Below are 26,021 nucleotides of genomic sequence, written 5' to 3' on the forward strand. Positions count from 1 at the left end.
AGGGTGTCGCCAGCATAGGAAGCGCTTACAGCTCGGGAAATATGCCCAAGGTAGCGCCGGACACGTACGAAGGTAGTAGCTCTTCAGGGTGGCGGTGTGTCGTGCTCACTCGCCCCGCTGGCGGATATCCAGGCGCAGACCGTAGATGCTTGCCCTGCCCTCAAGGAGCTGCAGTCGGGCGCTCTCGTGGATTTCCAGCTGCTGCGTACGTTCGCCGCGTGCCAGCGTTTCGCGAATCAGCGAGAAGGCCAGGATCCCATCATCAGTACTCAGCAGTTCTGGTTCGTTACGTTGGTAGTGATAGCGATCTGTCTGGGCGAATGTTTGTTGCCACAATGTACGCAGCTGCGCCTTGCTCAATGCTTGCCAGCTACGTGACTGCGGCAGGCGCACCTGTATTTGGGCCTCATCGCGGATCAACGCCACCAGTGCGTCGACGTCACGGCGCTGCGCCGCCTGGTCGATCAGGCTGAGTGCGGCCAGTACCGCTTGGCGTTGTTCGTTATTGGGTTGGATGGCGGCAACGCCATCACCGTCCAGCGTGGCAAGAAACTGCTGGGCCTGCGCATGTTCGCCTTGCCTGGCCGCAGCGCGAATCCAGCTCAGGCCATTGGCGTGCTGGCCCTGCTGGTAAAGGCGCTCGCCCAGCGCCCACTGGGCGTCGGCGTTGTCCTGCTCGGCGGCACGCTGATACCAGCGTAGCGCCTCGTCGGGGTTGGCTGGCGTACCGAGTCCGATGTCGTGGGCGCGGGCCACTTCATACATGCCGATAGCGTCGCCCGCATCAGCTGCGCGTTGGTACCAGCTCAACGCCTGTCCCAGATCGGTCCTGGTACCGAGACCTGCTGCGTGCATGTTGCCCAGGTTGAGCATGCCCTGGCGGTTGCCGGCTTCGGCGAGCCGGCGATAGCGCTCGAAGGCCTCGTCGAAGTCGCCCATTTTGTACACCGCGTAAGCGTCCAGCACCTGGATCATCTCGCGAGCAATGCGCGTCTGTTCGTCGTCGCTGGCGCTCAGCGGCGTACTCAACAGAGCGCCCAGCAACAGGCCGGCAAGTTGACGCATGGTGATACTCCAGTGGTTAGACGTATGCAATGGAGGCTAGCAAGCCCAGTGCGTGGGGTATCTAACTCGATGGTGGCGAATGGATGCACCAATGGTGGCGGGTAGGGCGGTCGTGCTGGGCTGTCAGCCCGCAGCTGCCGGGAAATATGCCCAAAGTACCAGCGCGTCAGTACCAAGGTAGTAACCCGGCGCAAGGCGTTACTTCCTAGCATGGCAGGCAACGTCCAATAACAAGAACAGGTGAACGCCATGCGTATTTTCAAGGCTCTGCTACTGCCGCTGTTGCTGATCATCAGCCTGCTCGGTGTCGATCAATTGCACGCCGCCGGTGATATGACCCGCCGCCCGGTGGCATTGCCTGACCTGGTGCTGGGTAACGACGACAGCGACTACTTCATGTCGCAGACCGAATACCAGCTGGAAACCGGCCAGGCCTACCAGCTCAAGATCATTGCCAGCGGGCAGAAGGAATACGCCTTCCAGGCGCCGGAGTTCGCCACTTCCATCTACCTGCGCAAGGTCGAGGCGGGTGGTGTGGAGATCAAGGCGGTCACCCTCACCGAACTGGAGTTCGAAGAGGCTGGCGAGGCGGAGATCTTCTTCCTGCCGGTCAAACCGGGCAAATACCGCTTCTACGCCAAAGGCCTGGAAGGCAAGGGCATGCTCGGTTACTTCGTCGTCAAGTAGCGCGGCCAAGTAGATGACTGCTCTGGGCCGTATCAACCTCGGCGTCAGCCTGCTGTTCGGGCTGGTGACCCTGGCCGGGCTGGTGCTGCTGTTGCGCCAGGCCAGCCACGATGTGCAGCGCGAGCTACAGGCCGCCGAGGCGGTGGTTGAATACCTCGGCGAAGTGGCGCGCAGCAACCCCGGCAGCCTGCGCCCGGAGCTGACCGAGAACCTGCGGCATATCCGCGTGAGCTGGCTGCGACCGGGCGAAGAGCCCGAGCAGCAGACCGAAAGCCTCATCGAGCACTGGATCGCCGAGCGCCTGCTGGGCTCGGCTTCACTGGTGGCCGATGCCTGGCCGCTGGAAGATGGCCGCGAGTTGCGTATCGCTCTCGACCCCTATGACGAGATCGAGGAAATCTACGACTCGCTGCTGCAACTGCTGCTGCTCAGCGCCTTCGCCCTGGTCCTCAGCCTGCTCACCATCCGCTTTGCCGTGCGCCGTGCCAGGCGCGTGCTGGACGAGCTGCTTGCCGGCCTGCGCGAAGTCGGCGCCGGTCACTTCGATACCCGTTTGCACGACCACGGCCTGGCCGAGGCCAAGCACCTGGCGGCGCACTTCAACGACATGGCCATCACCCTGCAGCAGGTGCAGGCGGACAACGCCGAGCTGACCCAGGCGCTGCTGGAACTGCAGGAGCGCGAGCGCACGCGCCTCGGTCAGACCCTACATGACGACCTCGGCCAGTACCTGAGTGGCATCCGTGCCCAGGCCTGCCTGCTCAAGGTGATTGCCGACCGGCCGCAGCAGGTGCAGGACACCGCGCGCCTGCTCGACGACAACTGCGAGCGCCTGCAGCAGGGCTTTCGCAGCCTGATTCGCGACCTCTACCCGGTGGTGCTGGAGCGCCTGGAGCTGGGCCCGGCGCTGCAGCAACTGGCAGCCGACTGGCAGCAGGCGCAAGGCATTCGCTGCCGTCTGCAACTGGGCGAGCACCTGCCGAGCCTGCCGCTGGCGAGCAAGGCCCATCTCTATCGCCTGGTGCAGGAGGCGCTGACCAATGTCGCCCGCCATGCCGACGCCAGCGAAGTGCGCATTCGCCTGCAACGCCGTGGCCAGGGCCTGCGCCTGTTGGTGCGCGACAACGGCCAGGGCACCGCGCTGCCGCTACGCCCCGGCATCGGCCTGCGCTCGATGCGCGAACGCAGCCGCAGCCTCGGTGGCGAGTTGCGCTTGCACAGTCGCCCGCAAGCCGGCTGGGCGTTGTGTCTGAACATTCCTCTGGAGGCAACGCGATGAAGGTTCTACTGGTGGACGATCACGCCGTGGTGCGCCAGGGCTACGCCAGCCTGCTGCGTGCGCTGTTGCCAGACGTGCAACTGCGCGAAGCCTGCGATGGCGAGCAGGCCCTGCAGCGGGTACAGGAAGAGATTCCCAACCTGGTGATTATGGACATCGGCCTGCCCGGCATCAGCGGCCTGGAAACCACCCGCCGCCTTCGTCAGCGCCTGCCGCAACTGCGCGTGCTGTTCTTCAGCATGCACGACGAACTGCCTCTGGTACGCCAGGCGCTGGACGCCGGCGCCATCGGCTACCTGACCAAGAACTCTTCACCGGAAGTGCTGGTGGAGGCGGTCAAACGCACCGCTGCCGGCCACGCCTATATCGAGCAGCAACTGGCCACCCAACTGGCCTGCAACCCCGCCAGCAGCGACGGCCTAGACCCGCGCCTGCGCGAGCTGACCCAGCGCGAGTTCGAAATCTTCGTCATGCTCGCCCGCGGCCTGCCACCTCGGCAGATCGCCGAGAAGCTGTGCATCAGCGCCAAGACCCTGTCCAATTATCAGACTTTGGTAAAGAACAAATTGCAGATCAGCTCGCAGGCGGAGCTGGTGCATTTGGCGATTGATAGTGGGGTGGTAAGGGTGGGGTTGGAGAGTGCTTGATTCAGGGTGGGTTCGCGGCTGAAGCCGCTCCTACGCAAATCAGCGTTCGGCCGCAGACCGTAGGAGCGGCTTTAGCCGCGAAGCGCTCTTGAGTATCGCGGCTAAAGCGGAATGCCGCCCAGCCGCTCCTACAGGGGGGGGGAACAACGTAGGGCGGGTGCAACCCGCCAGAACGCGGATTGGCGTTAGCTGCACTGCCTGTCGGTGGGCTGAAGCGGAGCGCCGCCCGGCCCACCCTAAGAATCAGGGCCTTGCGGGATTAGGCTCAGTCCCAGCCCTTGGGACATTGCACGCAGCCGGGCATGTTGGCGTCCTGGAAGTTGCCGAAGCGGGTGCGCGCGCCGGTGAGGTTGGCGTTCTCCAGGTTGGAGCCGCTGAGTTTCACTTCCTGCAGGTTGGCATCTTCCAGATGTGCACCCTTGAGGTCGGCCTTGCTCAGCCAGGTCATTTCCAGGTTGGCCGCCTGCAGCTGGACGTTGTGCAGTTTGGCGCCGGAGAGGCGGGCGAACTCCAGGTTGGCGGCGCGCATGTCGGCGCCTTCGAATTGCGCAGCCTGGGCGAACAGGGCCCAGCCACTGATGGCCACCAGGCTTGCGCCGGACACGTCAGCCAGGCGCAGGTTGCTCTGTTGCAGGCTGGCGCGGGTGAGGTTGGCGCCGCGCAGCTTGGCTTTCTCCAGGTTGGCCAGGTCGAGGTTGACGTGGCGCAGGTCGGCGCCGGAAAGGTCGGCACCGGACAGGTCCATGCGGCGCATGTCGAGGTTGCGCAGGTCGGCGCCGCGCAGGTTGGCGTTGGGGCATTTGCTGTCGGGTTCGATGCGGCAGCCGTTGATCTGCGGCACGCCGTCGTTCTGGGTTTCGGCGCCGATGGCGTGGCTGCCGAGTACCAGTAGCAGGACCGGGATAAGCAGGGGCAGGTAGTTCATGGCGAGTCCTCGAATGGGATGATGGGTGAGGCAGTCGCGGCTAAAGCCCCTCCCACAGGTAGCGTGCATGGCGCACTCAGGTGCGCCATGCGTTCAGCCTTTAGCGTTGGGCGCTGGCCTTGTCCCAGCTCGGCAGCTTGAACACCCAGAAGGAACCGCCCTGGGCGACCGGTTTGGTCAGGTCGGCCATGTCGCCGCCCCACAGCGGCACGGCGCCGCCGTAACCGGCGGTCACGCCGATGTACTGCTCACCGTCCTGCTCCCAGGTGACGGGCGGGGAGATGATCCCGGTACCGACCTGGAACTTCCACAGCTCCTTGCCGTTCTTGGCATCGAAGGCCTTGAAGTAGCCGTCGCCGGTGCCGGTAAACACCAGGTTGCCCTTGGTGGCGAGCACGCCGGCCCACAGCGGCAGGCGCTCCTTGTGCTCCCATGCGACCTTGCCGGTAGTCGGGTTCATCGCGCGCAGGATGCCGACGTGGTCGTCGAACAGGCGCTTGATACGGAAGCCCATGCCAAGGTAGGCAGAGCCCTTCTTGTAATGCGCTTCCTCGGCCCAGTAGTCCTCTTTCCAGTGGTTGGCCGGGACGTAGAACAGGCCGGTGTCCTGGCTGTAGGCCATCGGGTTCCAGTTTTTCCCGCCGAGGAACGGCGGGGAGACCTCGACCACTTCACCCTTGCTTTCGCCGGGCTTGGGCTTCGGCGGGCGCTGGCCTTCGTTTTCGACCGGGCGACCGGTTTCAAGATCGATATGGCTGGCCCAGGTGATCTTGTCGACGAAGGGGAAGGCGTTCTTCAGCTTGCCGTTGGCGCGGTCGACCACGTAGAAGAAGCCGTTGCGGTCGGCGTGGGCGGTGGCCTTGGTGACCTTGCCGTCCTTGTCCTTGTAGTCGAACAGCACCAGCTCGTTGTTGCCGGAGAAGTCCCAGGCATCGTTCGGGGTGTGCTGGTAGAACCACTTCACTTCGCCGGTGGTGGGGTCGACGCCGACCTGGCCGGAGGTGTACAGGCTGTCGTAGTCCTTGGGGTTGCCGCCGTCGCTGGTGCGTGCCCAGCCGTTCCACGGGGCCGGGTTGCCGGCGCCGATGATGATGGTGTTGGTTTCGGCATCGAAACTGGCGCTCTGCCACGGCGCACCGCCGCCCTGGCTCCAGGCTTCCTTCTTGCCGGTCGGGTGGTTGGGATCATCCGGCCAGCTCGGCGCTTTGACGTCGCCGGTCGGGGTGCTGTCCTTGCCGTTCAGACGACCCATATGGCCTTCGACGAAGGGGCGCATCCAGACTTCTTCACCGGTATCCGGGTCGCGGGCAAACAGCTTGCCGACCACGCCGAACTCGTCACCGGAGCTGCCGTGGATCACCAATACTTTGCCGGTCTTGCCGTCTTTGACGATGGTCGGCGCGCCGGTCATGGTGTAGCCGGCGGAGTGATCGCCGAACTTCTTGTTCCAGACCACCTTGCCGGTGTCCTTGTTCAGCGCCACGACGCGGGCGTCGAGGGTGCCGAAGTAGATCTTGTCGCCATAGATGGCGGCGCCGCGGTTGACCACGTCGCAGCACGGGCGGATGTCATCGGGCAGGCGGTGGCTGTAGGTCCACAGGCGTTTACCGGTTTTCGCATCGAGAGCGAAGACGCGCGAGTAGGAGCCGGTCACGTAGACCACGCCGTCGTGGATGATGGCCTGGGACTCCTGGCCGCGCTGCTTCTCGTCACCGAAGGAATAGCTCCAGGCCGGGGTCAGCTTGAACACGTTTTCGGCGTTCACCTGAGCCAGCGGGCTCCAGCGCTGGGCGTTGGTGCCCATGCCGTACTGCAGCACGTTGGTGGTGGTGGTGTGGTCGTTGGCGATGTCTTCCCAGGTGACCGGCTTGGCAAACGCGCCCTGGCTCAGCGCCAGGCCGCCGGCCAACATCAGGGCAAGCGCCAGAGGGCGCGGGGTGCTGGGTAGGTTTCTTGTTGTCATCGTTGTGCTTCCCATTGGAGGTGGTAGGTCGCTGCAGTGACACCGCGAAAACTGGGTTCCGGGGATGTCCAGCAGAGGCAAGCCGATGGTGGTACCCGGCCACCTTCGCGCCTACGGAAAAACTCCCGCCTTTGCCGGGAGGATTTCCCGGTCGGCCCATGACTTGGCCTTGCTGCCAAGGCATCGCCAACACCCCCTCACAAGCCCTACTACCAAGGGACTAGAACGCGACCACCAAAGCAGCATTCGGCGCGTTGCACGGCCTTTCTAAGATGGTCGCCACGAGCTCTGTATGGGCTGTCTTGCGTGCATTAGATGAGGTCCTGGCCATGAACAAGAAGATCCAATCCACCCTGGCGCTGCTGTTGCTCGCCGCATCGACCAACCTTTGGGCGCACGGTGATGTGGTCCCGCAGGCGGTGAACACTGATGGCCTGGAACCGCTGGGTGAGGAATGGCTGGACGAGAACCCCTATCGCGACAATCCGCGCGCCATCGAGATTGGCTCCTCGGCCTACAACCAGAACTGCGCTGCCTGCCACGGCCTCGAAGCCAAATCCGGCGGTATCGCCCCCGACCTGCGCCTGCTGGAGCTGGGCGCCAGCGGCGATGAATGGTTCAAGGAGCGGGTAATCAACGGCGCGGTGCGCGATGGGCGTGTGTACATGCCGAAGATGGCCGACTTCCTTAGCCAGGAAGCATTGTGGGCAGTGCGTAGCTACCTGGAGAGCGTGCACGTCGAGGAGTAGCGCTTGATGATAAATCTGCTGCGCTCGGCATCTCGCGTTTCGGCGGTGCTCGCAATGCTCATGTATTTCAATACATTCCGCTTGCTGCGCTCCAGCGAAGCGCGACCTGCCATCGCTCGCGACGATTTCTTCATAAGCGCTCGCGTTATGCGCCGGCTGATCCTCCTGTTTGGCCTGCTGCTAGGCCTGGGCATTGCCCAGGCGCAGGTGCGCGACTTCGACCGCATCACCGAGTCGGGCACCCTGCGCGTGGCGCTGTACCAGAACTTCCCGCCCTACAGTTACGAGCAGGACGGTCAGCCACGTGGTGTCGACTACGAGCTGGCCAAGGCGCTGGCTGAGGGGCTTGGGCTCAAGCTGGAAGTGATGTGGGCGCCGCCTGGCGAAAAGCTTGACGACGACCTGCGTGACTACATCTGGCGTGGCCGGGTGACAGCGCAGGGCCAACTGGCCGATGTGATGTTGCGTGTGCCATACGACCGCGACTACGCGCAGATGCGCAACGAGCTGGGCGAGCTGGTCAACGAACTCGTGGTGATGTTCGGCCCCTATCAGCGTGAGCGCTGGCAACTGGCGTTCGATCGCCGTCGTCTGCCCGAAGTGCCGAGCATCGTCGCGTTGCGCCAGCACCCGGTCGGCGTCGAAGTCGAGAGTGTGCCCTCGTTCTACCTGAGTTCGGTGCAGGGCGGCATGCTCAGCCAGGAAACCCGCCATTACCCAACGCCGAAGCTGGCCTTTGCGGCCATGCAGGGTGGTGAAGTGGATGCGGTGATGGCGCTGCGGGGTGAGGTGGACTGGCTGGTGCACGAGGCCGATGACCCACAACTGGCGCTGGCCGAGAACGCCTACCCGGACATGGGCCGGCAGATCTGGGAAATCGGCATGGCGGTGCACGAAACCAATCGGCAATTGGCCTATGCCCTGGAAGAACAGCTGGAAAACATGATCCTCGACGGCTCACTCGAGCGCCTGTACGCGCGCTACGGGCTGCGCTACGAGAAGCCAGAACAATACCAATAAGAGTCGAGCCGGAGGTGGGCGATGGATTGGCGTAGCCTGATATTGCTGGCCCTGTTTGCCTGGGCCTGGGAAGCAAGGGCCGCCGCGCCCGATCCGGTCACCTCGGTGATGTGGGACTACTATCACCAGCGCCTGCTCAACGGTGAGGCCTTCGTCTTCGACGACAAGGTTCGTCTCGAGGTACCGCCGTTCGCCGAGGATGCGCGCCAGGTGCCGATCCAGATCGACGCCAGCGCCTACCGCGGCAAGGTCAAGCGCATTCTGGCCTGGGCCGAGCTCAACCCTATCCCGCGTATTCTCGATTTCGCCCCCGGCGAGCATCTGGAGCCGAGCCTGGCCATTCGCATTCGGGTCGAGCAGGCCACGCCGATTCGCGCGGCGGTGCTGACCGACGATGGCGTCTGGCATATCGGCTCGGCCCGGGTCGAGGCGGCAGGCGGCGGCTGTACCGCGCCCAGCGTGGTGCGCGCCGAGGCCGGCTGGGAGGAGCGTCTGGGCCAGGTACTGGGCAAGCGCTTCGTGCGTGGCGAGGACAGCCGCCTGCGCCTGCAGGTGTCGCACCCGATGGACAACGGCCTGGTCGGCGGCATCCCCGAGTTCTACATCGAGCAGGCCGAGTTGCGCGATGCCGATGGCCAGGTGTTGGGGCGTATCGAGTTGTTCCCTGCAGTCAGCGAGAACCCGACGCTGACCTTCGACCTGCGCGACGACCGGCAGGCCGAAGTCTGGCTGCGCGACAACAACGGCAACGAATTCCAGGCCGCGTTCTGACGGCGGTTCTATTCGCCGCGGGGCGCGGCTCCCACAGTAGGCAGCGGCGCTCGCCCTGTGTGTAGGAGCCCCGCCTCGGGGCGAAGCTCGCGGCTCAAGCGGATTTCGAGGAGAAAAGCATGCGCTGGATACTGTTTTTGCTGGCTCTCGGTACCGGGCTTGCCCAAGCACTCGATTACCACCTGCAACCCCGACAGATCGCTGAGGGTGTCTGGTTGCTGGAGGGCAGTACCGATAATTTCGCGGCGGAAAACGGCGGCAATATCGTCAACATCGGTTTCATCGAAACCGCAGACGGCGTGGTGGTGATCGACACCGGCCCGTCGCGGCGTTATGGCGAGGCGCTGCGCCAGAGTGTCGAGAAAACCACCGGCAAACCGGTGCTGCGCGTGTTGCTGACTCACCATCACCCCGATCATGTGCTGGGCAACCAGGCTTTCGCCGGGGTGTCCATCGCGGCATTGCCCGAGACCACCCGGTTGCTGGCCGAACAGGGCGACGCCATGGCGGAGAACATGTACCGCCTGGTCGGCGACTGGATGCGCGGTACCGAAGTGGTGTTGCCCACCGAGGAGGTGCAGGAAGGCACGCTGGAAATTGGCGGCAGGCGCCTGCAACTGCTGGAGCTACAGGGGCATACCGGCGCCGACCTGGCGATTCTGGATGAGCGCACGGGCGTGCTGTTCGCCGGCGATATCCTGTTCTATCAGCGTGCGCTGACCACGCCGAACAGCCCGGGGCTGGACGTGTGGCTGGCCGATCTGGACCGGCTCGAAGCAATGCCATGGAAGCAGATCGTGCCCGGCCATGGCCCGGTGACCCTTGATGCGGCGCCGTTCGTGCAGATGCGTGATTACCTGGGCTGGCTCGATGGCTTGCTGCGTCAGGGGGCAGAGCAGGGCGCGGAGATGAACGAACTGATTCGTACGCCGATCCCCGAGCGCTTCGCTCAGGTCAACCTGTCGCGCTATGAGCTGATCCGCAGTGTTAGCCACCTCTACCCGCGCTATGAGCGCAACGCCATGGGGCGGGTTGATCGTCAGGATTAGAAGCGTGGGGTGTCATCGGTGCGCACGGCGCACCCTGCAACCAATCTCATAACGGCTGGGTATTCGAGTAGGGCGTACTCGCGAAGCAGTACGCCGTTGGATCTGTGAGGCTCCGAAGATTGGTGGATTGTTCGCTTCGCTCCTGAATCCACCCCTACAACCTAGAGCTCTTCGTCGTCACGAATCAGCACGTAATGACGGCCGTGCTCGGTCTCTTCGTGGTCGTAGACGTAATACATAACCACTTCGCCCAGGCTCGACTGCACGGCCACATAGTCACCGCTCTCGGGCATGAAGAAGTCCCGAGTCGCCGGCTTGGCCAGGCACTCGATATGGGCGCTGACGAAGTGGGTGGGGTCTTCTTCGCCGTAGTAGTCCTCGCGCTGGTGCGCATCCCAATCCTGCGGCGGCTCGAAGGCACCGGTGATCAGCACCTTGCCGTCGCCCAGATCCTGCTCTTCGGCATCCGGGTCCTGCTCGTCCGGGCGATAGACAGTGCAGTCCAGTGCATCGGGATGGTTGAGAATTTCCTGGCGAGGGTGGGGCACGGGCGTCTCCGATCAGAATGTGCGGGCGGCCAAGTGTCGGGCAAAGCCGGGGCCGCCGCAATCATCGTGGAGCCTGTAAAGCCTGCTTGGTGACGAAGCTCACTGCAGGCTGAGCACTTCGCCGCGCTCCTGGATCCATTCGTCATGGCTGGGCGCGGCCTGTTCGCCGCTCATGCGGTGGATGATCTCGAAGTAATGTTGCTTGAGGGTGTCACGCATGATCTGTTCACGCTTGCGCACGCGCACGGCGTAGATGCTCTGCAGATTCTGATGGTCGAAATCGCGCCATTGCTGCTCGTCCTTGAGCAGCTGGTAGCGGTGGCCTTCGAGTGCGGCGATCAGGGTTTCGGCGTCGGTGCTGGCGCTACGCCTGACGGCATCGGCCCATTGCTGGACGACGGTGTAGGCAGAGGCCGCGGTACCGCCCGGATACTCCTGATGCTCGCGCAGATAGCGTTCGACGAAGCGTTGGCCGGCCTCGCTGTTTTCCAGTTTCGGGGTGTCCCAGGTCCAGGTTTCGGTACCTATCACGTCTTCCATCACCTGCGGGCCAACCTGCTGGACCAGGCTCTTGGTCAGGTTCGGCACGATGATCTGCATGCGCTGCTTCAGGCCCATGTTGTGAGCCATGCGCATGCTGCGTTGCAGGTTGTCGCCGAGTAGCGCCAGGACCAGCACGTCGGCACCGCTCGCCGCAGCCTTGTCCATGGCGGCGCGGTATTGCTCGCGGCGCAACGGGCCGGGGGGCAGGGCGCTGCGGCCATGACGGGCACGGTCAGCGCTGCCGGTGGCCAGGCGCAGGGTCTGCTCGATGCTGCGACCCCAGGCATCGTCGATGACGATGTAGTGATAACGCTGGCGCGGCAGATGCCAGGACAGGTACTCGCCGAGCACCCGCGCACTCATCCAGGCGCTGCCGGATTCGCGAAACAGGTAGCGCTGGCCGGCCTGGCCGGTGACTTCGTTGGCGTAACCAAGGGTAGCGAAATACAGCAGACCCAACTCGCGGGCCCGTTGCCCGGCGGCGATGGCCTCTTCGCTGGTGGCGCTGCCGAAGACCATACGTGCACCCTGGCTGGCGAAGTGGTCGACGTTGCGTGTGGCCTGGGCAGCGTTGGAGTCGGTGTTCTCGCTGAGCAGTTCCAGCGACTGGCCGAGCAGGCTCCCTTGCTGGTTGATCGCCTCGACGGCGAGCAGGGCGCCGCGGCGCAGCTCCAGGCCTTCATCCTTGTAGTTGCCGGTTCGCGGATAGTTGAGGCCAATCTTCAGGCTTTCGGCCTGCGCCTGGCCAAGCAACGTGGCCAGTAGTAGTGCGAGCAGTACGCGTCCCATGGGCATTCTCCTTATGGTTGGGAGGTGCCTTTCTACGGGCCGCGTCATCCCTGCACCATGGGATTTTGGTGGCGCCTGGTTGCTACTTGCGGCGATCTGTCCGGGGGCGGGTACGGCAGGTATTGCTACCAAGGAACGAGGAAAATCGGCTGGGGGTGCAATTGTTGGGGGACCCGGGTGAGCCAAGAATTTGCGGCAGACCGGGAAAATTTCCCGGCAATAACAATGAACCCGCAGAGGTAGCCGCAATGAAACACGCCGGTCTTCGCCAGCCTTTCCTCCTCACCGCACTCTGTGCCGCCATGCTGTTGCCGTCCGCCGCCGCGCTGGCGGTCACCGACGCCGAGATTCTCAAGGACGCCACCACCACCGACGAGATCGTCACCAATGGCCTCGGTCTGCAAGGCCAGCGCTACAGCCCGCTGAACATCCTCAACGAGCAGAACGTCAAGGAACTGCGCCCCGTCTGGACCATGTCCTTCGGTGGTGAGAAGCAGCGTGGTCAGCAGGCGCAGCCGCTGATCAAGGACGGTGTGATGTACGTTACCGCCTCCTATTCGCGGGTGTTCGCCGTCGATGCACGCACCGGGCGTGAGCTGTGGCAGTACGAAGCGCGCCTGCCGGACGATATCCGTCCCTGCTGCGACGTGATCAACCGGGGTGTCGCCCTGTATGACGATCTGGTGATCTTCGGCACCCTCGACGCCAAGCTGGTGGCGCTGAACAAGGACACCGGCAAGGTGGTGTGGCGCAAGAACGTCGCCGATCACAAGGCGGGTTACTCCATCACCGCGGCGCCGCTGGTGGTTAACGGCAAGCTGATCACTGGCGTCTCCGGTGGTGAGTTCGGCGTGGTCGGCAAGATCGAAGCCTACGATCCGAAGAACGGTGAGCTGCTCTGGAGTCGCCCGACCGTCGAAGGTCACATGGGTTACGTCTACAAGGACGGCAAGGCCGTCGAGAATGGCATCAGTGGTGGCGAGGCCGGCAAGACCTGGCCGGGCGACCTGTGGAAGACCGGCGGCGCCGCGCCCTGGCTCGGCGGCTACTACGATGCCGACACCAATCTGCTGTTCTTCGGTACCGGCAACCCGGCACCGTGGAACTCGCACCTGCGTCCTGGCGACAACCTCTATTCCTCCTCGCGCCTGGCACTGAACCCGGACGACGGCAGCATCAAATGGCACTTCCAGACCACGCCGCACGACGGCTGGGACTTCGACGGCGTCAACGAGCTGATCTCCTTCGACTACCAGGAAGGCGGTAAAACCATCAAGGCAGCTGCGACCGCCGACCGTAACGGCTTCTTCTACGTGCTCGACCGCACCAACGGCAAGTTCATCCGTGGCTTCCCCTTCGTCGACAAGATCACCTGGGCCAAGGGTCTGGACAAGAATGGCCGGCCGATCTACGACGACAGCAACCGTCCGGGTTCGCCGAGCGCGAAGGAGAAGGGCACGAGCGTGTTCTCCGCTCCGGCCTTCCTCGGCGCGAAGAACTGGATGCCCATGGCCTACAGCCAGGACACCGGCCTGTTCTACGTGCCGTCCAACGAGTGGGGCATGGACATCTGGAACGAGGACATCGCCTACAAGAAGGGCGCGGCCTACCTGGGTGCCGGCTTTACCATCAAGCCGCTCAACGAGGACTACATCGGCGTGTTGCGCGCCATCGACCCGAAAACTGGCAAGGAAGTGTGGCGCCATAAGAACTACGCGCCGCTGTGGGGCGGGGTGCTGACCACCAAGGGCAACCTGGTGTTCACCGGCAACCCGGAAGGCTACCTGCAGGCGTTCAATGCCAAGACCGGTGAGAAAGTCTGGGAATTCCAGACCGGCTCGGGCGTGATCGGCTCGCCGGTAACCTGGGAAATGGACGGCGAGCAGTATGTCTCCGTCTTGTCCGGCTGGGGCGGTGCGGTACCGCTGTGGGGCGGCGAGGTGGCCAAGCGCGTCAAGCACCTGAACCAGGGCGGCATGCTGTGGACCTTCAAGCTGCCGAAGGAGCTGGTGGCCAAGCACTGATCGCATGAGGTCTCAGACGATGGCCGGACTCTGTCCGGCCATCGTCGTTTCTGGCTTCTGGCTTCTGGCTTCTGGCTGCCAGCGCCGAGCCGCTGCGAAATGCCACGGGCTAATTTTCCTGGTTTGGAACGCAAGACCAGGCCAACGGGTCTAGCCTTTAGCTTCCATCGCCTCGTACCTCGCTACCAAAGGCCCGTGCCAGACCGCTCTACTACCAAATGACTAGGCTATCTGTGCCATGGGCGCATACCGAGGTTTTCAGGGGCTTCCTAAGATCGAACCATGACTCGCTTCCCAGACTGGCAGCGGGCTCCGACAACAAGAGAGGTCAGCATCATGATTTACGCCAAACCGGGTACTGCAGGCGCCCTCGTCACCCTCAAGCCGCGCTATGGCAACTACATCGGCGGTGAGTTCGTCGCCCCGCTCAGCGGCCAGTACTTCAGCAACACCAGCCCGGTCGATGGCTCGGTAATCGGCGAATTCCCCCGCTCCAACGCTGCCGACATCGACAAGGCTCTCGATGCTGCTCACGCCGCTGCCGACGCCTGGGGCCGCACCAGCGTGCAGGAGCGTTCGCACATCCTGCTGAAAATCGCCGACCGCATCGAAGCCAACCTCGAACTGCTCGCCGTGGCCGAAACCTGGGACAACGGCAAGCCGGTGCGTGAGACGCTGAACGCCGACGTACCGCTGGCCGCCGACCATTTCCGTTACTTCGCCGGCTGCATCCGCGCTCAGGAAGGCAGCACCGCCGAGATCAACGACGGCACCGTGGCCTATCACTTCCACGAGCCGCTGGGCGTAGTCGGGCAGATCATCCCGTGGAACTTCCCGCTGCTGATGGCCGCGTGGAAGCTGGCTCCGGCGCTGGCTGCAGGCAACGCCATCGTGCTCAAGCCGGCCGAGCAGACGCCGTTCTCCATCACCGTGCTGATTGAGCTGATCGGTGATCTGCTGCCGCCGGGCGTGCTCAACATCGTTCAGGGCTTCGGCCGTGAGGCCGGTGAGGCGCTGGCCACCAGCACGCGCATTGCCAAGATCGCCTTCACCGGATCCACCCCGGTGGGCTCGCACATCATGAAGTGCGCTGCCGAGAACATCATCCCGAGCACTGTCGAGCTGGGCGGCAAATCGCCGAACATCTTCTTCGCCGACATCATGAACGCCGAGCCGGCCTTCATCGAGAAGGCCGCCGAAGGCCTGGTGCTGGGCTTCTTCAACCAGGGCGAGGTGTGCACCTGCCCGTCGCGCGCGCTGGTGCAGGAGTCCATCTACGACGCCTTCATGGTCGAGGTGATGAAGAAGATCAAACAGATCAAGCGCGGCAACCCGCTGGACACCGACACCATGGTTGGCGCACAGGCCTCGCAGCAGCAGTACGACAAGATCCTCAGCTACCTCGAAATCGCTCAGCAGGAAGGCGCACAGGTGCTCACCGGCGGTGCTGTCGAGCGGCTCGAAGGCGACCTGGCCAGCGGCTATTACATCCAGCCGACCCTGCTCAAGGGTCACAACAAGATGCGCGTGTTCCAGGAAGAGATCTTCGGCCCGGTGATCGGCGTGACCACCTTTAAGGACGAAGCCGAAGCCCTGGCGATTGCCAACGACACCGAGTTCGGTCTGGGCGCCGGTGTGTGGAGCCGCGACATCAACACCGCGTACCGCATGGGTCGTGGGATCAAGGCCGGCCGTGTGTGGACCAACTGCTACCACCTGTACCCGGCGCACGCCGCCTTCGGTGGCTACAAGAAGTCCGGTGTCGGCCGTGAAAACCACAAGATGATGCTCGACCACTACCAGCAGACCAAGAACCTGCTGGTGAGCTATGACATCAATCCTCTGGGTTTCTTCTGAGTTGTGATGCATCCCAACGGCGGCACGCTAGCTCCGGTGCGCCGCCTCTTGCCAGGCGAACAACCCTACCCGGGTGGATCTGCAGGCAGCCATGGGCCTGAACGGCAGCAGATCCTTATCGCGACGCGGCTTCGGCCGCGTTTTTTATTGGCGCATGTTTCAGCTCGGGCTATGACTGGAACCTTCCAGGCGCGAGGCACGCCTACTGATAGCGTCACCTACCAATGCCAGTACCGATTCATCCCAAAGTACCATTTGGCCTCTTGCCTGGCGGGGGCTTAATGGGGTTGCCGGAATGCCCCGGCTTCATAAAAAGAGGACCGCACCATGTGGACTAAACCCGCCTACACCGATCTGCGCATTGGCTTCGAAGTGACCATGTATTTCGCCAACCGCTGATCGCTCCTGGCCCCGGTTCGTCCGGGGCATCCCCGCTGGTGACTTCCATGCATATCCAGATTCTCGGTTCCGCCGCTGGCGGCGGCTTTCCCCAGTGGAACTGCAACTGCCGCAACTGCCGTGGCGTGCGGGCCGGCACCCTGCGGGCGCAGCCGCGCACGCAATCGTCCATCGCCATCTCCGACGATGGCGAGCAGTGGATTCTGTGCAATGCCTCGCCTGACATCCGTGCGCAGATTGAAGCTTTTCCTGCGCTGCAGCCGGCGCGCAAGCTGCGCGACACGGCGATTGCCGGCATCGTCCTGCTCGATAGCCAGATCGATCACTGCACGGGCTTGTTGACCCTGCGCGAGGGCTGCCCGCATGAGGTCTGGTGTACCGAGATGGTGCATCAGGATCTGACCACAGGTTTTCCGCTGTTCAACATGCTCAGCCACTGGAACGGTGGTCTGCAGCACCGGTTGATCGAGCTGGACGCTAAACCCTTCAGCATTCCTGCCTGTCCGGCGCTGAGCATTACCGCCATCGCCCTGCGCAGTAGTGCGCCGCCATATTCGCCGCACCGTGGCAATCCGCATCCGGGCGACAACATCGGCCTGTTCATCGAGGACCGTCGCAGCGGCCGCAGCCTGTTCTACGCGCCAGGCCTGGGCCAGGTGGACGAGCAGTTGCTGAGTTGGATGCGCCGCGCGGACTGCCTGCTGGTCGATGGCACGCTGTGGCGCGACGATGAGATGCGCGTGTGCGAGGTGGGCGACAAGCTCGGCAGCGAGATGGGCCACCTGTGCCAGAGCGGTCCTGGCGGCATGATCGAGGTGCTCGACGGCCTGCCGTCCGCGCGCAAGATCCTGATCCATATCAACAACACCAACCCGATTCTCGACCTGGACTCGCCCGAGCGCACCGAACTGGACGCCCACGGCATCGAGGTCGCGTTCGATGGCATGAGCATCGTTTTGTAGTCTGTGCGCACCGGGGAGTACTGATGAGCCAAGCTGCCATGACACCTGCCGAATTCGAGCAGGCGCTGCGCGCCAAGGGCGCGCTGTATCACATCCATCACCCGTTCCACCGCGCCATGTACGAAGGGCGCGCCACTCGCGAGCAGATCCAGGGCTGGGTGGCCAATCGTTTCTACTACCAGGTCAACATTCCACTGAAAGATGCGGCGATCCTCGCCAATTGCCCGGATCGCGAAACCCGCCGCGAGTGGATTCAGCGCATTCTCGACCACGATGGCGCACCTGGCGAGGAGGGCGGTATCGAGGCCTGGTTGCGTCTGGCCGAGTCGGTCGGCCTCGACCGCCAGCAGGTGCTGTCGCAGGAACTGGTGCTGCCCGGCGTGCGCTTTGCTGTTGATGCTTACGTCAACTTTGCTCGCCGTGCGAGCTGGCAGGAAGCGGCCAGCAGTTCGCTGACCGAGCTGTTCGCCCCGCAGATCCACCAGTCGCGCCTGGATGCCTGGCCGCAGCACTACCCGTGGATCGACGCCACCGGCTACGACTACTTCCGCAAGCGGCTGAAAGAGGCGCGCCGCGACGTTGAGCATGGCCTGCGCATCACCCTCGAGCACTACCGCACCCGTGAGGCGCAGGAGCGCATGCTGAATATCCTGCAGTTCAAGCTGGATGTGCTGTGGAGCATGCTCGATGCCATGAGCATGGCCTATGAACTGCAGCGTCCGCCGTATCACACCGTGACCGCCGAGCGCGCTTGGCATCGGGGTATCGCCTTATGAGTATCGAGCAAGCGGTGCGCACGGCGCACCCTACTGCCGCATTTCCGTTCGACGCGCCCTTTGTAGAGTGCGCCGCGCGCACCAGTCAGGAGCCCGAACAATGACTGCTGTCATCCTCCCACCCAGCGTACCTGCCATCCGCCGCGGCTTCCGCCTGCAGTTCGAACCGGCGCAGGGTTGCCATGTGCTGCTCTATCCGGAAGGCATGATCAAGCTCAACGACAGCGCCAGCGAGATTCTCCAGCAGGTCGACGGCAAGCGCTCGGTGGCCGAGATCATCGGCAACCTGCACCAGCGCTTCCCCGATGTGCCCGGTATCGACGAAGACATTCTTGCCTTCATGGAGGTGGCCCATGCTCAGTTCTGGATCGAGCTTCGCTAAGGCAGGTCATGAACCAGGGCCACCGCTGTGGCTGCTGGCCGAGCTGACCTACCGCTGCCCGCTGCAGTGTCCGTACTGCTCCAATCCGCTGGATTTCTCTCAGCAGGGTGCCGAGCTCAGCACCGCCGAATGGATCGAGGTGTTCCGCCAGGCACGCGAGCTGGGTGCGGCGCAGTTGGGCTTTTCCGGCGGCGAGCCGCTGGTGCGTCAGGATCTGGCCGAGCTGATCGCAGCGGCGCGCGGCCTGGGCTATTACACCAACCTGATCACCTCCGGCATCGGCCTGACCGAAGCACGTATCGCCGAGTTCGCCGATGCCGGGCTCGATCATATTCAGATCAGCTTCCAGGCTGCCGATGAGGAAGTGAACAACCTGCTGGCGGGCTCGAAGAAGGCCTTCGCGCAGAAACTGGCGATGGCCCGCGCGGTCAAGGCGCATGGCTACCCGATGGTGCTCAACTTCGTCACCCACCGGCACAACATCGACAATATCGAGCGCATCATCGAACTGTGCCTGGAGCTGGAGGCGGATTTCGTCGAGCTCGCCACCTGCCAGTTCTACGGTTGGGCCGAGCTGAACCGAGCCGGGCTGCTTCCGACCCGCGCGCAACTGGAGCGCGCCGAACGCATCACCAATCAGTGGCGCGACAAGCTGGCGGCCGAGAACCACCCGTGCAAGCTGATCTTCGTCACCCCGGACTACTACGAGGAGCGCCCCAAGGCCTGTATGAACGGTTGGGGCAACCTGTTCCTCGACATCACCCCTGACGGCACGGCGCTGCCTTGCCACAGCGCGCGGCAGTTGCCGGTGCAGTTTCCCAACGTGCGCGAGCACAGTCTCGAACATATCTGGCGGCATTCCTTCGGTTTCAACCGCTTCCGCGGTGACGACTGGATGCCCGAGCCGTGTCGTTCGTGCGACGAGAAGGACAAGGATTTCGGCGGCTGTCGCTGCCAGGCCTTCATGCTCACCGGCGATGCCAGTAACGCCGACCCGGTATGCAGCAAGTCGGCGCACCATGGCGTGATTCTCGCTGCACGTCAGCAGGCCGATGAGGCGCCGCTTGGGCTGGGTGAACTGCAGTACCGCAACGAGAAGACCTCACGAATCATATGCAAAGCGTAGGGTGCGCCGTGCGCACCGATCCTGACGCGATCTGGAGCGCCGAGCAGGCTGCAGCCGCCAGTGCCGACTTCGCCGAACTGCACGCTACCCACGGTGGCGTGTTGTGGGTGGCATTCGACCCACAGTTGGCGCGTTGCGGGCTGTTTTTCTATCGCGATGGTGTCGTGCGTGAGCTCACGCCACCAGGGTTTTCCGTGCGAAGCCGCGTCTACGAGTACGGCGGTGGCGCTTGCTGCGCCACGGAGCAGGGCGTGGCGTTCGTCAATGAGCGTGATCAGCAGGTCTATCGCATCGATATCGGCTTGGACGGCGGTGCGCACGGCGCACCCTACCTGATCACCAGTCATTCCCACTGCCGTTATGGCGACCTGTCCTTCGTGCCCGCCTGGCAGGCGTTGCTGGCTGTGGAGGAAAGCCATGAAGTCGGCACGGTGGTGCATCGCCTGGTGCGCATCGGTCTGAACGGCAAGCGTGAGGTACTGGTCGAGGGTGCCGATTTCTATGCGGCGCCGGTGGCTGACCCAACTGGCCAGCGTCTTGCCTGGATCGAATGGGATCGACCACATCAGCCCTGGATCGCCACGCGCCTGTGCCAGCGTGAGTCCGGCGAGCGCACTCGGGTGCTGGCCGGGCAGGGCAGCGATCAGGCCCTGCAGCAGCCGCGGTTCGATGCCCGGGGCCGGTTGTGGGTGTTGAGCGACAAGGCAGGATGGTGGCAACCCTGGTGCGTCGATGGCGACACAACACTGCACGCCGCGCCTTATGATCACGCGCCGGCGCCCTGGCAACTGGGCGGTCGAACCTATCTGCCGCTGGAAAACGATGAGTTTCTGCTGACCCGTTTCGAGCAGGGTGTCGGCGCGCTGGTAGGGTGCGCCGTGCGCACCAGCGCTCTCGAAGGCAAAACAATCGGTGCGCACAGGGCAGCCTCCCTAGAAAGACGGTTGGCCGAGGATTTCACCCGCTTTCGCTCCCTGGCCGCCGATGCCGAGCACTTCTACTGCATCGCTGGTGCCCCGGATCGTCTGCCGGCTGTGCTTGCTATTCGCCGAAGCGATGGTGCACTGCGCATACTCGCCGGTGGCGAGCAGCCGCTGTCCGAAGCACAGCTATCACGACCCCAGCCATTCAGCTGTGGGGTCGGTGAGGGCGAACGCAGCCATGGTTTTTTCTACTCGCCTGCATCAACCGGGGAGCGCCCACCGCTGGTGATCTTCCTGCACGGCGGCCCGACCTCGGCCTGCTACCCGGTGTTCGATCCGCGTATCGCTTTCTGGACGCTACGTGGCTACGCCGTGCTCGATCTCAACTATCGCGGCAGCAGTGGTTATGGGCGTGCCTATCGTCTGCGTCTGGCAGGGCAGTGGGGCGAGCTGGAAGTGGAAGATACTCGCGCTGCCATCGACTCGCTCGCCAGTAATGGCCGTATCGATCCGCAGCGCGTATTCGTACGCGGTGGCAGCGCGGGCGGCTTCAGCGCGCTACGTGCACTGGTCGAGTTGCCGCAACTGCGTGGCGGCGCCAGCCTCTATGGCGTCAGCGACCCGTTGGCGCTACGTCGGCTGACCCACAAGTTCGAGGCGGATTATCTCGACTGGCTGATCGGCGACCCCGAGCAGGATGCCGAGCGCTACCGGGATCGCACACCCTTGTTGCAGGCCGAACGGATCAAGGCACCAGTGATTTTCTTCCAGGGCGCACTGGATGCGGTGGTGGTGCCGAGCCAGACCGAGGCCATGGCCGAGGCGTTGCGTCAGCGCGGGTTACCGGTTGAATATCACCTGTTCGCAGAAGAACGCCACGGTTTCCGTCAGGCCACCAACCTGGCCGAGGCTCTGCGCGCTGAGCATACCTTTTATCAGCGGCTGAGCTGATCGCAGGTCGCATTGCATTAACCCGGCAATGCAGTAGGCTGATCGCCATTCCATAACAATAAGTTTCAGGCCGTTGTATGAGCCACGAATTGAATCAGCTGCGAAAGTTCGTTTCCCCCGAGATCATCTTTGGCGCCGGCTCCCGGCATAACGTCGGCAATTACGCCAAGACCTTCGGTGCACGCAAGGTGCTGGTCGTCTCCGATCCCGGTGTGGTCGCCGCGGGCTGGGCTGGCGATGTCGAGGCGAGTCTGCAGGCCCAGGGCATCGCCTACTGCCTGTACACCAAGGTATCGCCCAACCCGCGTGTGGAAGAGGTGATGGAGGGCGCCGAGCTGTATCGCAGCGAAGGTTGCAACGTCATCGTCGCGGTCGGTGGCGGCAGCCCGATGGACTGCGCCAAGGGCATCGGTATCGTCGTCGCCCACGGTCGCAGCATTCTCGAATTCGAAGGCGTGGACACCATTCGCGTGCCCAGCCCGCCGCTGATCCTGATCCCGACCACTGCCGGCACCTCGGCCGACGTGTCGCAGTTCGTGATCATCTCCAACCAGCAGGAGCGGATGAAGTTCTCCATAGTCAGCAAGGCAGTGGTGCCGGACGTGTCGCTGATTGATCCGGAAACCACCCTGAGCATGGACCCGTTCCTCAGCGCCTGTACCGGCATCGACGCCATGGTGCACGCCATCGAAGCGTTCGTTTCCACTGGCCACGGCCCGCTGACCGATCCGCACGCGCTGGAGGCCATGCGTCTGATCAACGGCAACCTGGTGCAGATGATCGCCAACCCGGGCGATATCGCCCTGCGCGAGAAGATCATGCTCGGCAGCATGCAGGCTGGTCTGGCGTTCTCCAACGCGATCCTTGGCGCGGTGCATGCCATGAGCCACAGCCTGGGTGGTTTCCTCGACCTGCCGCACGGCCTGTGCAATGCGGTGCTGGTCGAGCATGTGGTGGCATTCAACTACAGTGCGGCGCCGGAGCGTTTCAAGGTCATCGCCGAAACCCTCGGCATCGACTGCCGTGGGCTCAACCATGCGCAGATTCGCCAGCGCCTGGTCGAGCATCTGATCGCCTTCAAGCACGCCATGGGCTTCCGCGAGACGCTTGGCCTGCACGGCGTCAGAACCTCGGACATTCCGTTCCTGTCCAGCCACGCCATGGACGATCCGTGCATCCTCACCAATCCGCGTGAATCGACCCAGCGTGACGTCGAGGTGGTGTATGGCGAGGCGCTCTGACGAAGCGCTTGCCGGGCTGCTGGGGCTCGGCAGCCAGTCGGCGCGCAAAAGTCATTACCCTGAGCTGCTGGCGCGCCTGGAAGAGCTGGAAGTTGAGCGCAACCGCTATAAATGGCTGTTCGAACACGCCGTACACGGCATCATCCAGGCCAGCCTGCAGGACGGCGTACTGGCGGCCAATCCTGCGATGGCGCGCATGCTCGGTTATGACGACCCGCAGCAGGTGCTGTGGTCGCCGGGCGATCTGGCTCGGCACCTGTTCGTTGGCGGCTTCGACGAGCTGGAAGTGATTCGCCAGCGACTGAGCCAGGGCCAGACTCTGCTCGGCTACGAGACGCGCCTGCGCAGGCGCGATGGCAGCACCATCGACGTGCTGATGAACCTGCTGCTCAAGCCTGAAGGCGAGGGCATCTTCGAAGGCTTCGTCGCTGATATCACCGAGCGCAAGCAGGCGCAGCAGCGCCTGCAACAACTCAATGACGAACTGGAGCGTCGCGTCGCTGCGCGCACCTTCGAGTTGCTCGAATCCAACCGCAATCTGCAGCGGCAGATCGAGGAGCGCGAACGCATCGAGCTGGCCCTGCGCGAGGCGCGCGACGCAGCCGAAGCGGCCAACCGCAGCAAGGACAAGTACCTGGCCGCGGCCAGTCATGACTTGCTGCAGCCACTTAACGCGGCGCGCTTGTTGATCTCCACGCTACGTGAGCGCGAACTGCCGAGTGCCGAGCAGAACCTGGTGGAGCGCAGCCACCTGGCCCTGGAAGGCGCCGAGGATCTGCTGGCGGATCTGCTGGATATTTCCAAGCTGGATCAGGCGGCGATCAAGCCGGATCTCGATGTCTATCGCCTTGAAGAGTTGCTCGCTCCGCTCGCGTCCGAGTTCGACAGCGTGGCGTCGGCCAGTGGTTTGCGCCTGCGCGCGCGAATTGCCAGTTATGCGGTGCATACCGATTTCCGCTTGTTGACGCGCATTTTGCGCAACTTCCTCAGCAATGCCTGCCGTTACACCGAGCGTGGCGGCGTGCTGCTTGGTGCGCGGCGCCGTGGCGCTTTCATCGAATTGCAAGTGTGGGATAGCGGCCGCGGCATCGCGGCCGATCAACTGGACAAGATCTTTCTCGAGTTCAGCCAGCTTGAGGTCGGGCGTGCGGCCGAGCGCAAGGGGGTCGGCCTGGGTTTGGCCATCGTCGAGCGCATCGCGCGTATGCTGGGCTACCCGGTGCAGGTGCGCTCGCAGCCAGGGCGTGGTTCGGTCTTCAGTATCCGCGTGCCGCTGGCGCAGCAGGCTCCGCGGCACCAGGTGCAATCCGCGGCGCAGCCGATCCTCGGCAACCCCCTGCCGGGGAGGCGCTTGTTGGTGATCGATAACGAAGTCGACATCCTGCACAGTATGCAGGCGCTGCTCGGGCAGTGGGGCTGCGAGGTGGTCACGGCGGTTGATCTTAACGAGGCCCTGCAGCGTCTGCAGGGCAGGGCACCAGAGGTGATTCTGGCGGATTTTCACCTCGATCACGGGGTGCTCGGTTGTCAGGTGATTCAGCAGCTACGTGAGGTGTTTTCCAGGCCGATTCCGGCGCTGATCATCAGCGCCGATCGCAGCGATGACTGTCGTCGCGAGTTGCAGGCGCTGGGTGCACCTTTGCTGAACAAACCGGTCAAGCCAGGCAAGCTGCGTGCGGTGCTCAGCCAGCTTTTGATGGAAACGTGAACGCGCGCAGACTGGTGGAGTGAACCTGAGCGATTTGGATGCTGTCTATCGGCTACCTCGTCCCTCAGGAGATAACCACAATGACAACTTCCATGAACCCCGTTATGCGCCGTCTGGCAGCTATTACTGCGCTGTTTCACCTGCTGCTGGTGGTGCAGATTCCTGCCGCGAATGCGGCGATGGTCGGCACTCACGAGGTGATCGCCGAGCAGCAGCACAAGGTGGATCAGGAGCAGTTGATGGCCATGCTCGATGACGAGCAGGTGAAGGAGAAACTGGTATCGATGGGCGTCGACCGTGATCAGGTCGAGTCGCGTATCGCCAGCCTGACCCCGGCCGAACTGGCGCAGTTCAACCAGCAGTTGGATCAGGCACCAGCCGGTGCGGGTGTTGTCGGCATCATCGTGTTGTTTCTGGTGATCTTCATCATCACTGATATGCTGTGCGCCACCAACATCTTCAATTTCGTCAAATGCATAAATCGCTGATTCGCCTCTGCTGTATCGCATCGATCGTTCTACTCACAGCCTGCGCTCGCTCCCCGGTGTTATCACCGGTGGGCGAGCGTTTGCCTGAGCGGGTGGAGCTCACCGACGTTCCCTTCTTCCCCCAGGACGCCTATCAGTGCGGCCCGGCCGCCTTGGCTACCATGCTCAACCAGCGTGGCGTGCTGACCACGCCTGGTGCGCTCAAGGACAAGGTCTACATCCCCAGTCGTGAAGGCAGCCTGCAGGTGGAGATGGTCGCCGCCGCACGCAATCACGAAATGCTGGTGTATCCGTTGCAGCCAAGCCTGGAGGCGGTGCTCGCCGAAGTGTCCGCCGGCAACCCGGTGCTGGTGCTGCAGAACCTGGCATTCGACTGGTATCCGCAATGGCACTTCGCGGTGGTGGTGGGTTACGACCGCCGCGAGCGCACGCTGATTTTGCGCTCGGCCACCACGCGCAGGCTCGAAGACAGCTTCAACAGCTTCGACAGAACCTGGGCACGCGGTGGTCGCTGGGCGGTAGTGACCTTGCCACCGGAGCGCTTGCCGGCACAGGCCGACATGCATGTCTGGATGAAGGCTGCCAACGACCTTGAGCAAACCGGCAATGCTCAGCCGGCTCGGCGCGCCTATCGTCGCGCCGCCGAGGCCTGGCCGGAGCAGTCATTGCCCTGGTTCGCCCTTAGCAACAGTCGGTACGCCGATGGCGACCGCAAGGGCGCCGAGCAGGCGTTGCGTGAGAGCCTCAAGCGCGAGCCGGGTTTTGCTGCGGGTTGGTTCAACCTGTCGCAAGTACTGGGTGAGCAGGGCTGTGCTGCTGAGGCGCAGCAGGCCCAGGCCTGCGCACGGCGTCTGGGGCCGGAAGATGGGCGCTTCGCCGCACCGCCGAAAGCCGGTGGTTCTGGTGGGCAGTGTCAGGCCTTGCCGGCCTGTCCGTGATGCAAACGAAAACGGCGCCCGAGCAGACTGTGTGAAAACCTAGCAGTCTGAGAGCAAGCTGAAGACAATGCCTCTATCGATCGATAGGGGCATTGTCGTTTACTTCCAGCGCATTCGCTCCTCTCGTCGATTGGAGGCGGAGTGCCAGCGCAATATCGAGGTGATGTGGTTGCTGGGTCGTCTGGCGCCGGACTTCAAGACCATCGCGGAT

Annotated in this window: 24 protein-coding genes and 1 pseudogene; 20 read left to right on the forward strand and 5 right to left on the reverse strand. The window is 63.5% G+C overall.

The genetic code is table 11. From position 1 onward, the window contains the following. Nucleotides 1–105: 105 nt before the first annotated feature. Nucleotides 106–1,065 (reverse strand): tetratricopeptide repeat protein, encoded by a 960-nt coding sequence (locus tag ACNFCJ_RS19335; protein WP_416773110.1) that lies wholly within the window; start codon nt 1,063–1,065, stop codon nt 106–108. 249 nt (nt 1,066–1,314) lie between these two features. On the opposite strand from ACNFCJ_RS19335, the gene ACNFCJ_RS19340 reads away from it, so the two are divergent. Genes ACNFCJ_RS19340 through ACNFCJ_RS19350 form a run of 3 tightly spaced genes read left to right on the forward strand, consistent with a single transcriptional unit; the run spans nt 1,315 to nt 3,678 of the window. Then, nucleotides 1,315–1,752, forward strand: coding sequence for a copper-binding protein (locus ACNFCJ_RS19340; RefSeq protein WP_099523017.1), 438 nt, complete (start codon nt 1,315–1,317; stop codon nt 1,750–1,752). Nucleotides 1,753–1,765: 13 nt separating this feature from the next. Beyond that, the gene (locus tag ACNFCJ_RS19345) at nt 1,766–3,031 is read left to right on the forward strand and encodes a histidine kinase (protein ID WP_416773111.1); all 1,266 of its coding nucleotides are present in this window, start codon (nt 1,766–1,768) and stop codon (nt 3,029–3,031) included. Continuing rightward, a complete protein-coding gene (locus tag ACNFCJ_RS19350; protein WP_106735326.1) occupies nt 3,028–3,678 on the forward strand; it encodes a response regulator transcription factor in 651 nt (216 codons plus the stop codon). The genes ACNFCJ_RS19345 and ACNFCJ_RS19350 overlap by 4 nt, the downstream gene beginning before the upstream one ends. Nucleotides 3,679–3,943: 265 nt before the next feature. Here the strand turns inward: ACNFCJ_RS19350 and ACNFCJ_RS19355 are convergent, their stop codons facing one another. After that, nucleotides 3,944–4,603, reverse strand: coding sequence for a pentapeptide repeat-containing protein (locus ACNFCJ_RS19355; RefSeq protein ID WP_256837237.1), 660 nt, complete (start codon nt 4,601–4,603; stop codon nt 3,944–3,946). A gap of 100 nt (nt 4,604–4,703) precedes the next feature. After that, nucleotides 4,704–6,566: a quinoprotein ethanol dehydrogenase gene (gene exaA, locus ACNFCJ_RS19360; RefSeq protein WP_079783513.1), complete on the reverse strand. Its 1,863-nt coding sequence runs from the start codon at nt 6,564–6,566 to the stop codon at nt 4,704–4,706. Nucleotides 6,567–6,895: 329 nt separating this feature from the next. On the opposite strand from exaA, the gene pedF reads away from it, so the two are divergent. The 4 genes from pedF (at nt 6,896) to ACNFCJ_RS19380 (ending at nt 10,155) form a co-directional block, all read left to right on the forward strand. Further along, entirely contained in the window at nt 6,896–7,315 is a 420-nt protein-coding gene (pedF, locus tag ACNFCJ_RS19365) for a cytochrome c-550 PedF (RefSeq protein WP_143507084.1), read from the forward strand. Between the two features lie 147 nt (nt 7,316–7,462). Next, the gene (locus ACNFCJ_RS19370) at nt 7,463–8,335 is read left to right on the forward strand and encodes a substrate-binding periplasmic protein (RefSeq protein WP_256837242.1); all 873 of its coding nucleotides are present in this window, start codon (nt 7,463–7,465) and stop codon (nt 8,333–8,335) included. A 21-nt stretch (nt 8,336–8,356) separates the two neighbouring features. Continuing rightward, a complete protein-coding gene (locus ACNFCJ_RS19375; RefSeq protein WP_256837236.1) occupies nt 8,357–9,106 on the forward strand; it encodes a quinoprotein dehydrogenase-associated SoxYZ-like carrier in 750 nt (249 codons plus the stop codon). 119 nt (nt 9,107–9,225) lie between these two features. Then, the gene (locus ACNFCJ_RS19380; protein WP_416773114.1) at nt 9,226–10,155 is read left to right on the forward strand and encodes a quinoprotein relay system zinc metallohydrolase 1; all 930 of its coding nucleotides are present in this window, start codon (nt 9,226–9,228) and stop codon (nt 10,153–10,155) included. 161 nt (nt 10,156–10,316) lie between these two features. Here the strand turns inward: ACNFCJ_RS19380 and ACNFCJ_RS19385 are convergent, their stop codons facing one another. Continuing rightward, nucleotides 10,317–10,703 carry a hypothetical protein gene (locus tag ACNFCJ_RS19385; RefSeq protein WP_072425559.1) on the reverse strand — a complete coding sequence of 129 codons (387 nt, stop codon included), beginning with the start codon at nt 10,701–10,703 and terminating at the stop codon, nt 10,317–10,319. Nucleotides 10,704–10,802: 99 nt separating this feature from the next. Then, nucleotides 10,803–12,035, reverse strand: coding sequence for an ABC transporter substrate-binding protein (locus ACNFCJ_RS19390; RefSeq protein ID WP_416773115.1), 1,233 nt, complete (start codon nt 12,033–12,035; stop codon nt 10,803–10,805). Nucleotides 12,036–12,283: 248 nt separating this feature from the next. Here ACNFCJ_RS19390 and ACNFCJ_RS19395 point away from each other — a divergent pair, with 248 nt between their 5' ends. From ACNFCJ_RS19395 to ACNFCJ_RS19455, 13 genes and pseudogenes are all read left to right on the forward strand, one after another. Beyond that, entirely contained in the window at nt 12,284–14,059 is a 1,776-nt protein-coding gene (locus tag ACNFCJ_RS19395) for a methanol/ethanol family PQQ-dependent dehydrogenase (RefSeq protein WP_143507094.1), read from the forward strand. 336 nt (nt 14,060–14,395) lie between these two features. After that, nucleotides 14,396–15,916 (forward strand): aldehyde dehydrogenase family protein, encoded by a 1,521-nt coding sequence (locus tag ACNFCJ_RS19400; protein WP_125836628.1) that lies wholly within the window; start codon nt 14,396–14,398, stop codon nt 15,914–15,916. Between the two features lie 327 nt (nt 15,917–16,243). Further along, nucleotides 16,244–16,315: a pyrroloquinoline quinone precursor peptide PqqA gene (gene pqqA, locus ACNFCJ_RS19405; protein ID WP_003243383.1), complete on the forward strand. Its 72-nt coding sequence runs from the start codon at nt 16,244–16,246 to the stop codon at nt 16,313–16,315. Between the two features lie 47 nt (nt 16,316–16,362). Further along, on the forward strand, nt 16,363–17,277 hold the full coding sequence (gene pqqB, locus ACNFCJ_RS19410) for a pyrroloquinoline quinone biosynthesis protein PqqB (protein WP_013716035.1): 915 nt from the start codon (nt 16,363–16,365) through the stop codon (nt 17,275–17,277). A gap of 23 nt (nt 17,278–17,300) precedes the next feature. Then, nucleotides 17,301–18,053, forward strand: coding sequence for a pyrroloquinoline-quinone synthase PqqC (pqqC, locus tag ACNFCJ_RS19415; RefSeq protein ID WP_416773118.1), 753 nt, complete (start codon nt 17,301–17,303; stop codon nt 18,051–18,053). 100 nt (nt 18,054–18,153) lie between these two features. After that, nucleotides 18,154–18,435, forward strand: a complete 282-nt coding sequence (pqqD, locus tag ACNFCJ_RS19420; RefSeq protein ID WP_017363275.1) for a pyrroloquinoline quinone biosynthesis peptide chaperone PqqD — start codon at nt 18,154–18,156, stop codon at nt 18,433–18,435. Further along, a complete protein-coding gene (gene pqqE / locus ACNFCJ_RS19425; protein ID WP_416773120.1) occupies nt 18,407–19,561 on the forward strand; it encodes a pyrroloquinoline quinone biosynthesis protein PqqE in 1,155 nt (384 codons plus the stop codon). Before pqqD ends, pqqE begins: the two co-directional genes overlap by 29 nt. Beyond that, nucleotides 19,549–21,435 (forward strand): alpha/beta hydrolase family protein, encoded by a 1,887-nt coding sequence (locus tag ACNFCJ_RS19430; RefSeq protein WP_416773122.1) that lies wholly within the window; start codon nt 19,549–19,551, stop codon nt 21,433–21,435. Before pqqE ends, ACNFCJ_RS19430 begins: the two co-directional genes overlap by 13 nt. 77 nt (nt 21,436–21,512) lie before the next feature. Further along, nucleotides 21,513–22,676, forward strand: coding sequence for an alcohol dehydrogenase-like regulatory protein ErcA (gene ercA / locus ACNFCJ_RS19435; RefSeq protein ID WP_416773124.1), 1,164 nt, complete (start codon nt 21,513–21,515; stop codon nt 22,674–22,676). Then, nucleotides 22,660–24,384: a NahK/ErcS family hybrid sensor histidine kinase/response regulator gene (locus ACNFCJ_RS19440; RefSeq protein ID WP_416773125.1), complete on the forward strand. Its 1,725-nt coding sequence runs from the start codon at nt 22,660–22,662 to the stop codon at nt 24,382–24,384. Before ercA ends, ACNFCJ_RS19440 begins: the two co-directional genes overlap by 17 nt. 80 nt (nt 24,385–24,464) lie before the next feature. Beyond that, nucleotides 24,465–24,872 carry a PA2779 family protein gene (locus ACNFCJ_RS19445; protein ID WP_143507104.1) on the forward strand — a complete coding sequence of 136 codons (408 nt, stop codon included), beginning with the start codon at nt 24,465–24,467 and terminating at the stop codon, nt 24,870–24,872. Continuing rightward, complete coding sequence (locus ACNFCJ_RS19450; protein WP_416773127.1) at nt 24,857–25,810, forward strand: PA2778 family cysteine peptidase; 954 nt, start codon at nt 24,857–24,859, stop codon at nt 25,808–25,810. The genes ACNFCJ_RS19445 and ACNFCJ_RS19450 overlap by 16 nt, the downstream gene beginning before the upstream one ends. A gap of 100 nt (nt 25,811–25,910) precedes the next feature. Then, nucleotides 25,911–26,021, forward strand: a pseudogene (locus ACNFCJ_RS19455) (transposase); the annotation flags it as partial.

Origin of the sequence: Pseudomonas sp. NY15364 (assembly GCF_048068235.1) — a bacterium.
GTDB lineage: Bacteria > Pseudomonadota > Gammaproteobacteria > Pseudomonadales > Pseudomonadaceae > Aquipseudomonas > Aquipseudomonas mendocina_D.

Bases quoted from the DNA above. Each gene is read 5' to 3' on its own strand.
- ACNFCJ_RS19335 (WP_416773110.1), bottom strand. From the start codon at position 1,065: ATGCGTCAACTTGCCGGCCTGTTGCTGGGCGCTCTGTTGAGTACGCCG.
- ACNFCJ_RS19340 (WP_099523017.1), top strand. From the start codon at position 1,315: ATGCGTATTTTCAAGGCTCTGCTACTGCCGCTGTTGCTGATCATCAGC.
- pqqD (WP_017363275.1), top strand. From the start codon at position 18,154: ATGACTGCTGTCATCCTCCCACCCAGCGTACCTGCCATCCGCCGCGGC.
- ACNFCJ_RS19445 (WP_143507104.1), top strand. From the start codon at position 24,465: ATGACAACTTCCATGAACCCCGTTATGCGCCGTCTGGCAGCTATTACT.
- pedF (WP_143507084.1), top strand. From the start codon at position 6,896: ATGAACAAGAAGATCCAATCCACCCTGGCGCTGCTGTTGCTCGCCGCA.
- ACNFCJ_RS19345 (WP_416773111.1), top strand. From the start codon at position 1,766: ATGACTGCTCTGGGCCGTATCAACCTCGGCGTCAGCCTGCTGTTCGGG.
- ercA (WP_416773124.1), top strand. From the start codon at position 21,513: ATGAGCCACGAATTGAATCAGCTGCGAAAGTTCGTTTCCCCCGAGATC.
- ACNFCJ_RS19375 (WP_256837236.1), top strand. From the start codon at position 8,357: ATGGATTGGCGTAGCCTGATATTGCTGGCCCTGTTTGCCTGGGCCTGG.
- ACNFCJ_RS19380 (WP_416773114.1), top strand. From the start codon at position 9,226: ATGCGCTGGATACTGTTTTTGCTGGCTCTCGGTACCGGGCTTGCCCAA.
- ACNFCJ_RS19450 (WP_416773127.1), top strand. From the start codon at position 24,857: ATGCATAAATCGCTGATTCGCCTCTGCTGTATCGCATCGATCGTTCTA.
- ACNFCJ_RS19430 (WP_416773122.1), top strand. From the start codon at position 19,549: ATGCAAAGCGTAGGGTGCGCCGTGCGCACCGATCCTGACGCGATCTGG.
- ACNFCJ_RS19370 (WP_256837242.1), top strand. From the start codon at position 7,463: ATGCGCCGGCTGATCCTCCTGTTTGGCCTGCTGCTAGGCCTGGGCATT.
- pqqB (WP_013716035.1), top strand. From the start codon at position 16,363: ATGCATATCCAGATTCTCGGTTCCGCCGCTGGCGGCGGCTTTCCCCAG.
- ACNFCJ_RS19440 (WP_416773125.1), top strand. From the start codon at position 22,660: ATGGCGAGGCGCTCTGACGAAGCGCTTGCCGGGCTGCTGGGGCTCGGC.
- ACNFCJ_RS19390 (WP_416773115.1), bottom strand. From the start codon at position 12,035: ATGGGACGCGTACTGCTCGCACTACTACTGGCCACGTTGCTTGGCCAG.
- pqqC (WP_416773118.1), top strand. From the start codon at position 17,301: ATGAGCCAAGCTGCCATGACACCTGCCGAATTCGAGCAGGCGCTGCGC.
- ACNFCJ_RS19350 (WP_106735326.1), top strand. From the start codon at position 3,028: ATGAAGGTTCTACTGGTGGACGATCACGCCGTGGTGCGCCAGGGCTAC.
- pqqE (WP_416773120.1), top strand. From the start codon at position 18,407: ATGCTCAGTTCTGGATCGAGCTTCGCTAAGGCAGGTCATGAACCAGGG.
- ACNFCJ_RS19400 (WP_125836628.1), top strand. From the start codon at position 14,396: ATGATTTACGCCAAACCGGGTACTGCAGGCGCCCTCGTCACCCTCAAG.
- ACNFCJ_RS19395 (WP_143507094.1), top strand. From the start codon at position 12,284: ATGAAACACGCCGGTCTTCGCCAGCCTTTCCTCCTCACCGCACTCTGT.
- ACNFCJ_RS19355 (WP_256837237.1), bottom strand. From the start codon at position 4,603: ATGAACTACCTGCCCCTGCTTATCCCGGTCCTGCTACTGGTACTCGGC.
- exaA (WP_079783513.1), bottom strand. From the start codon at position 6,566: ATGACAACAAGAAACCTACCCAGCACCCCGCGCCCTCTGGCGCTTGCC.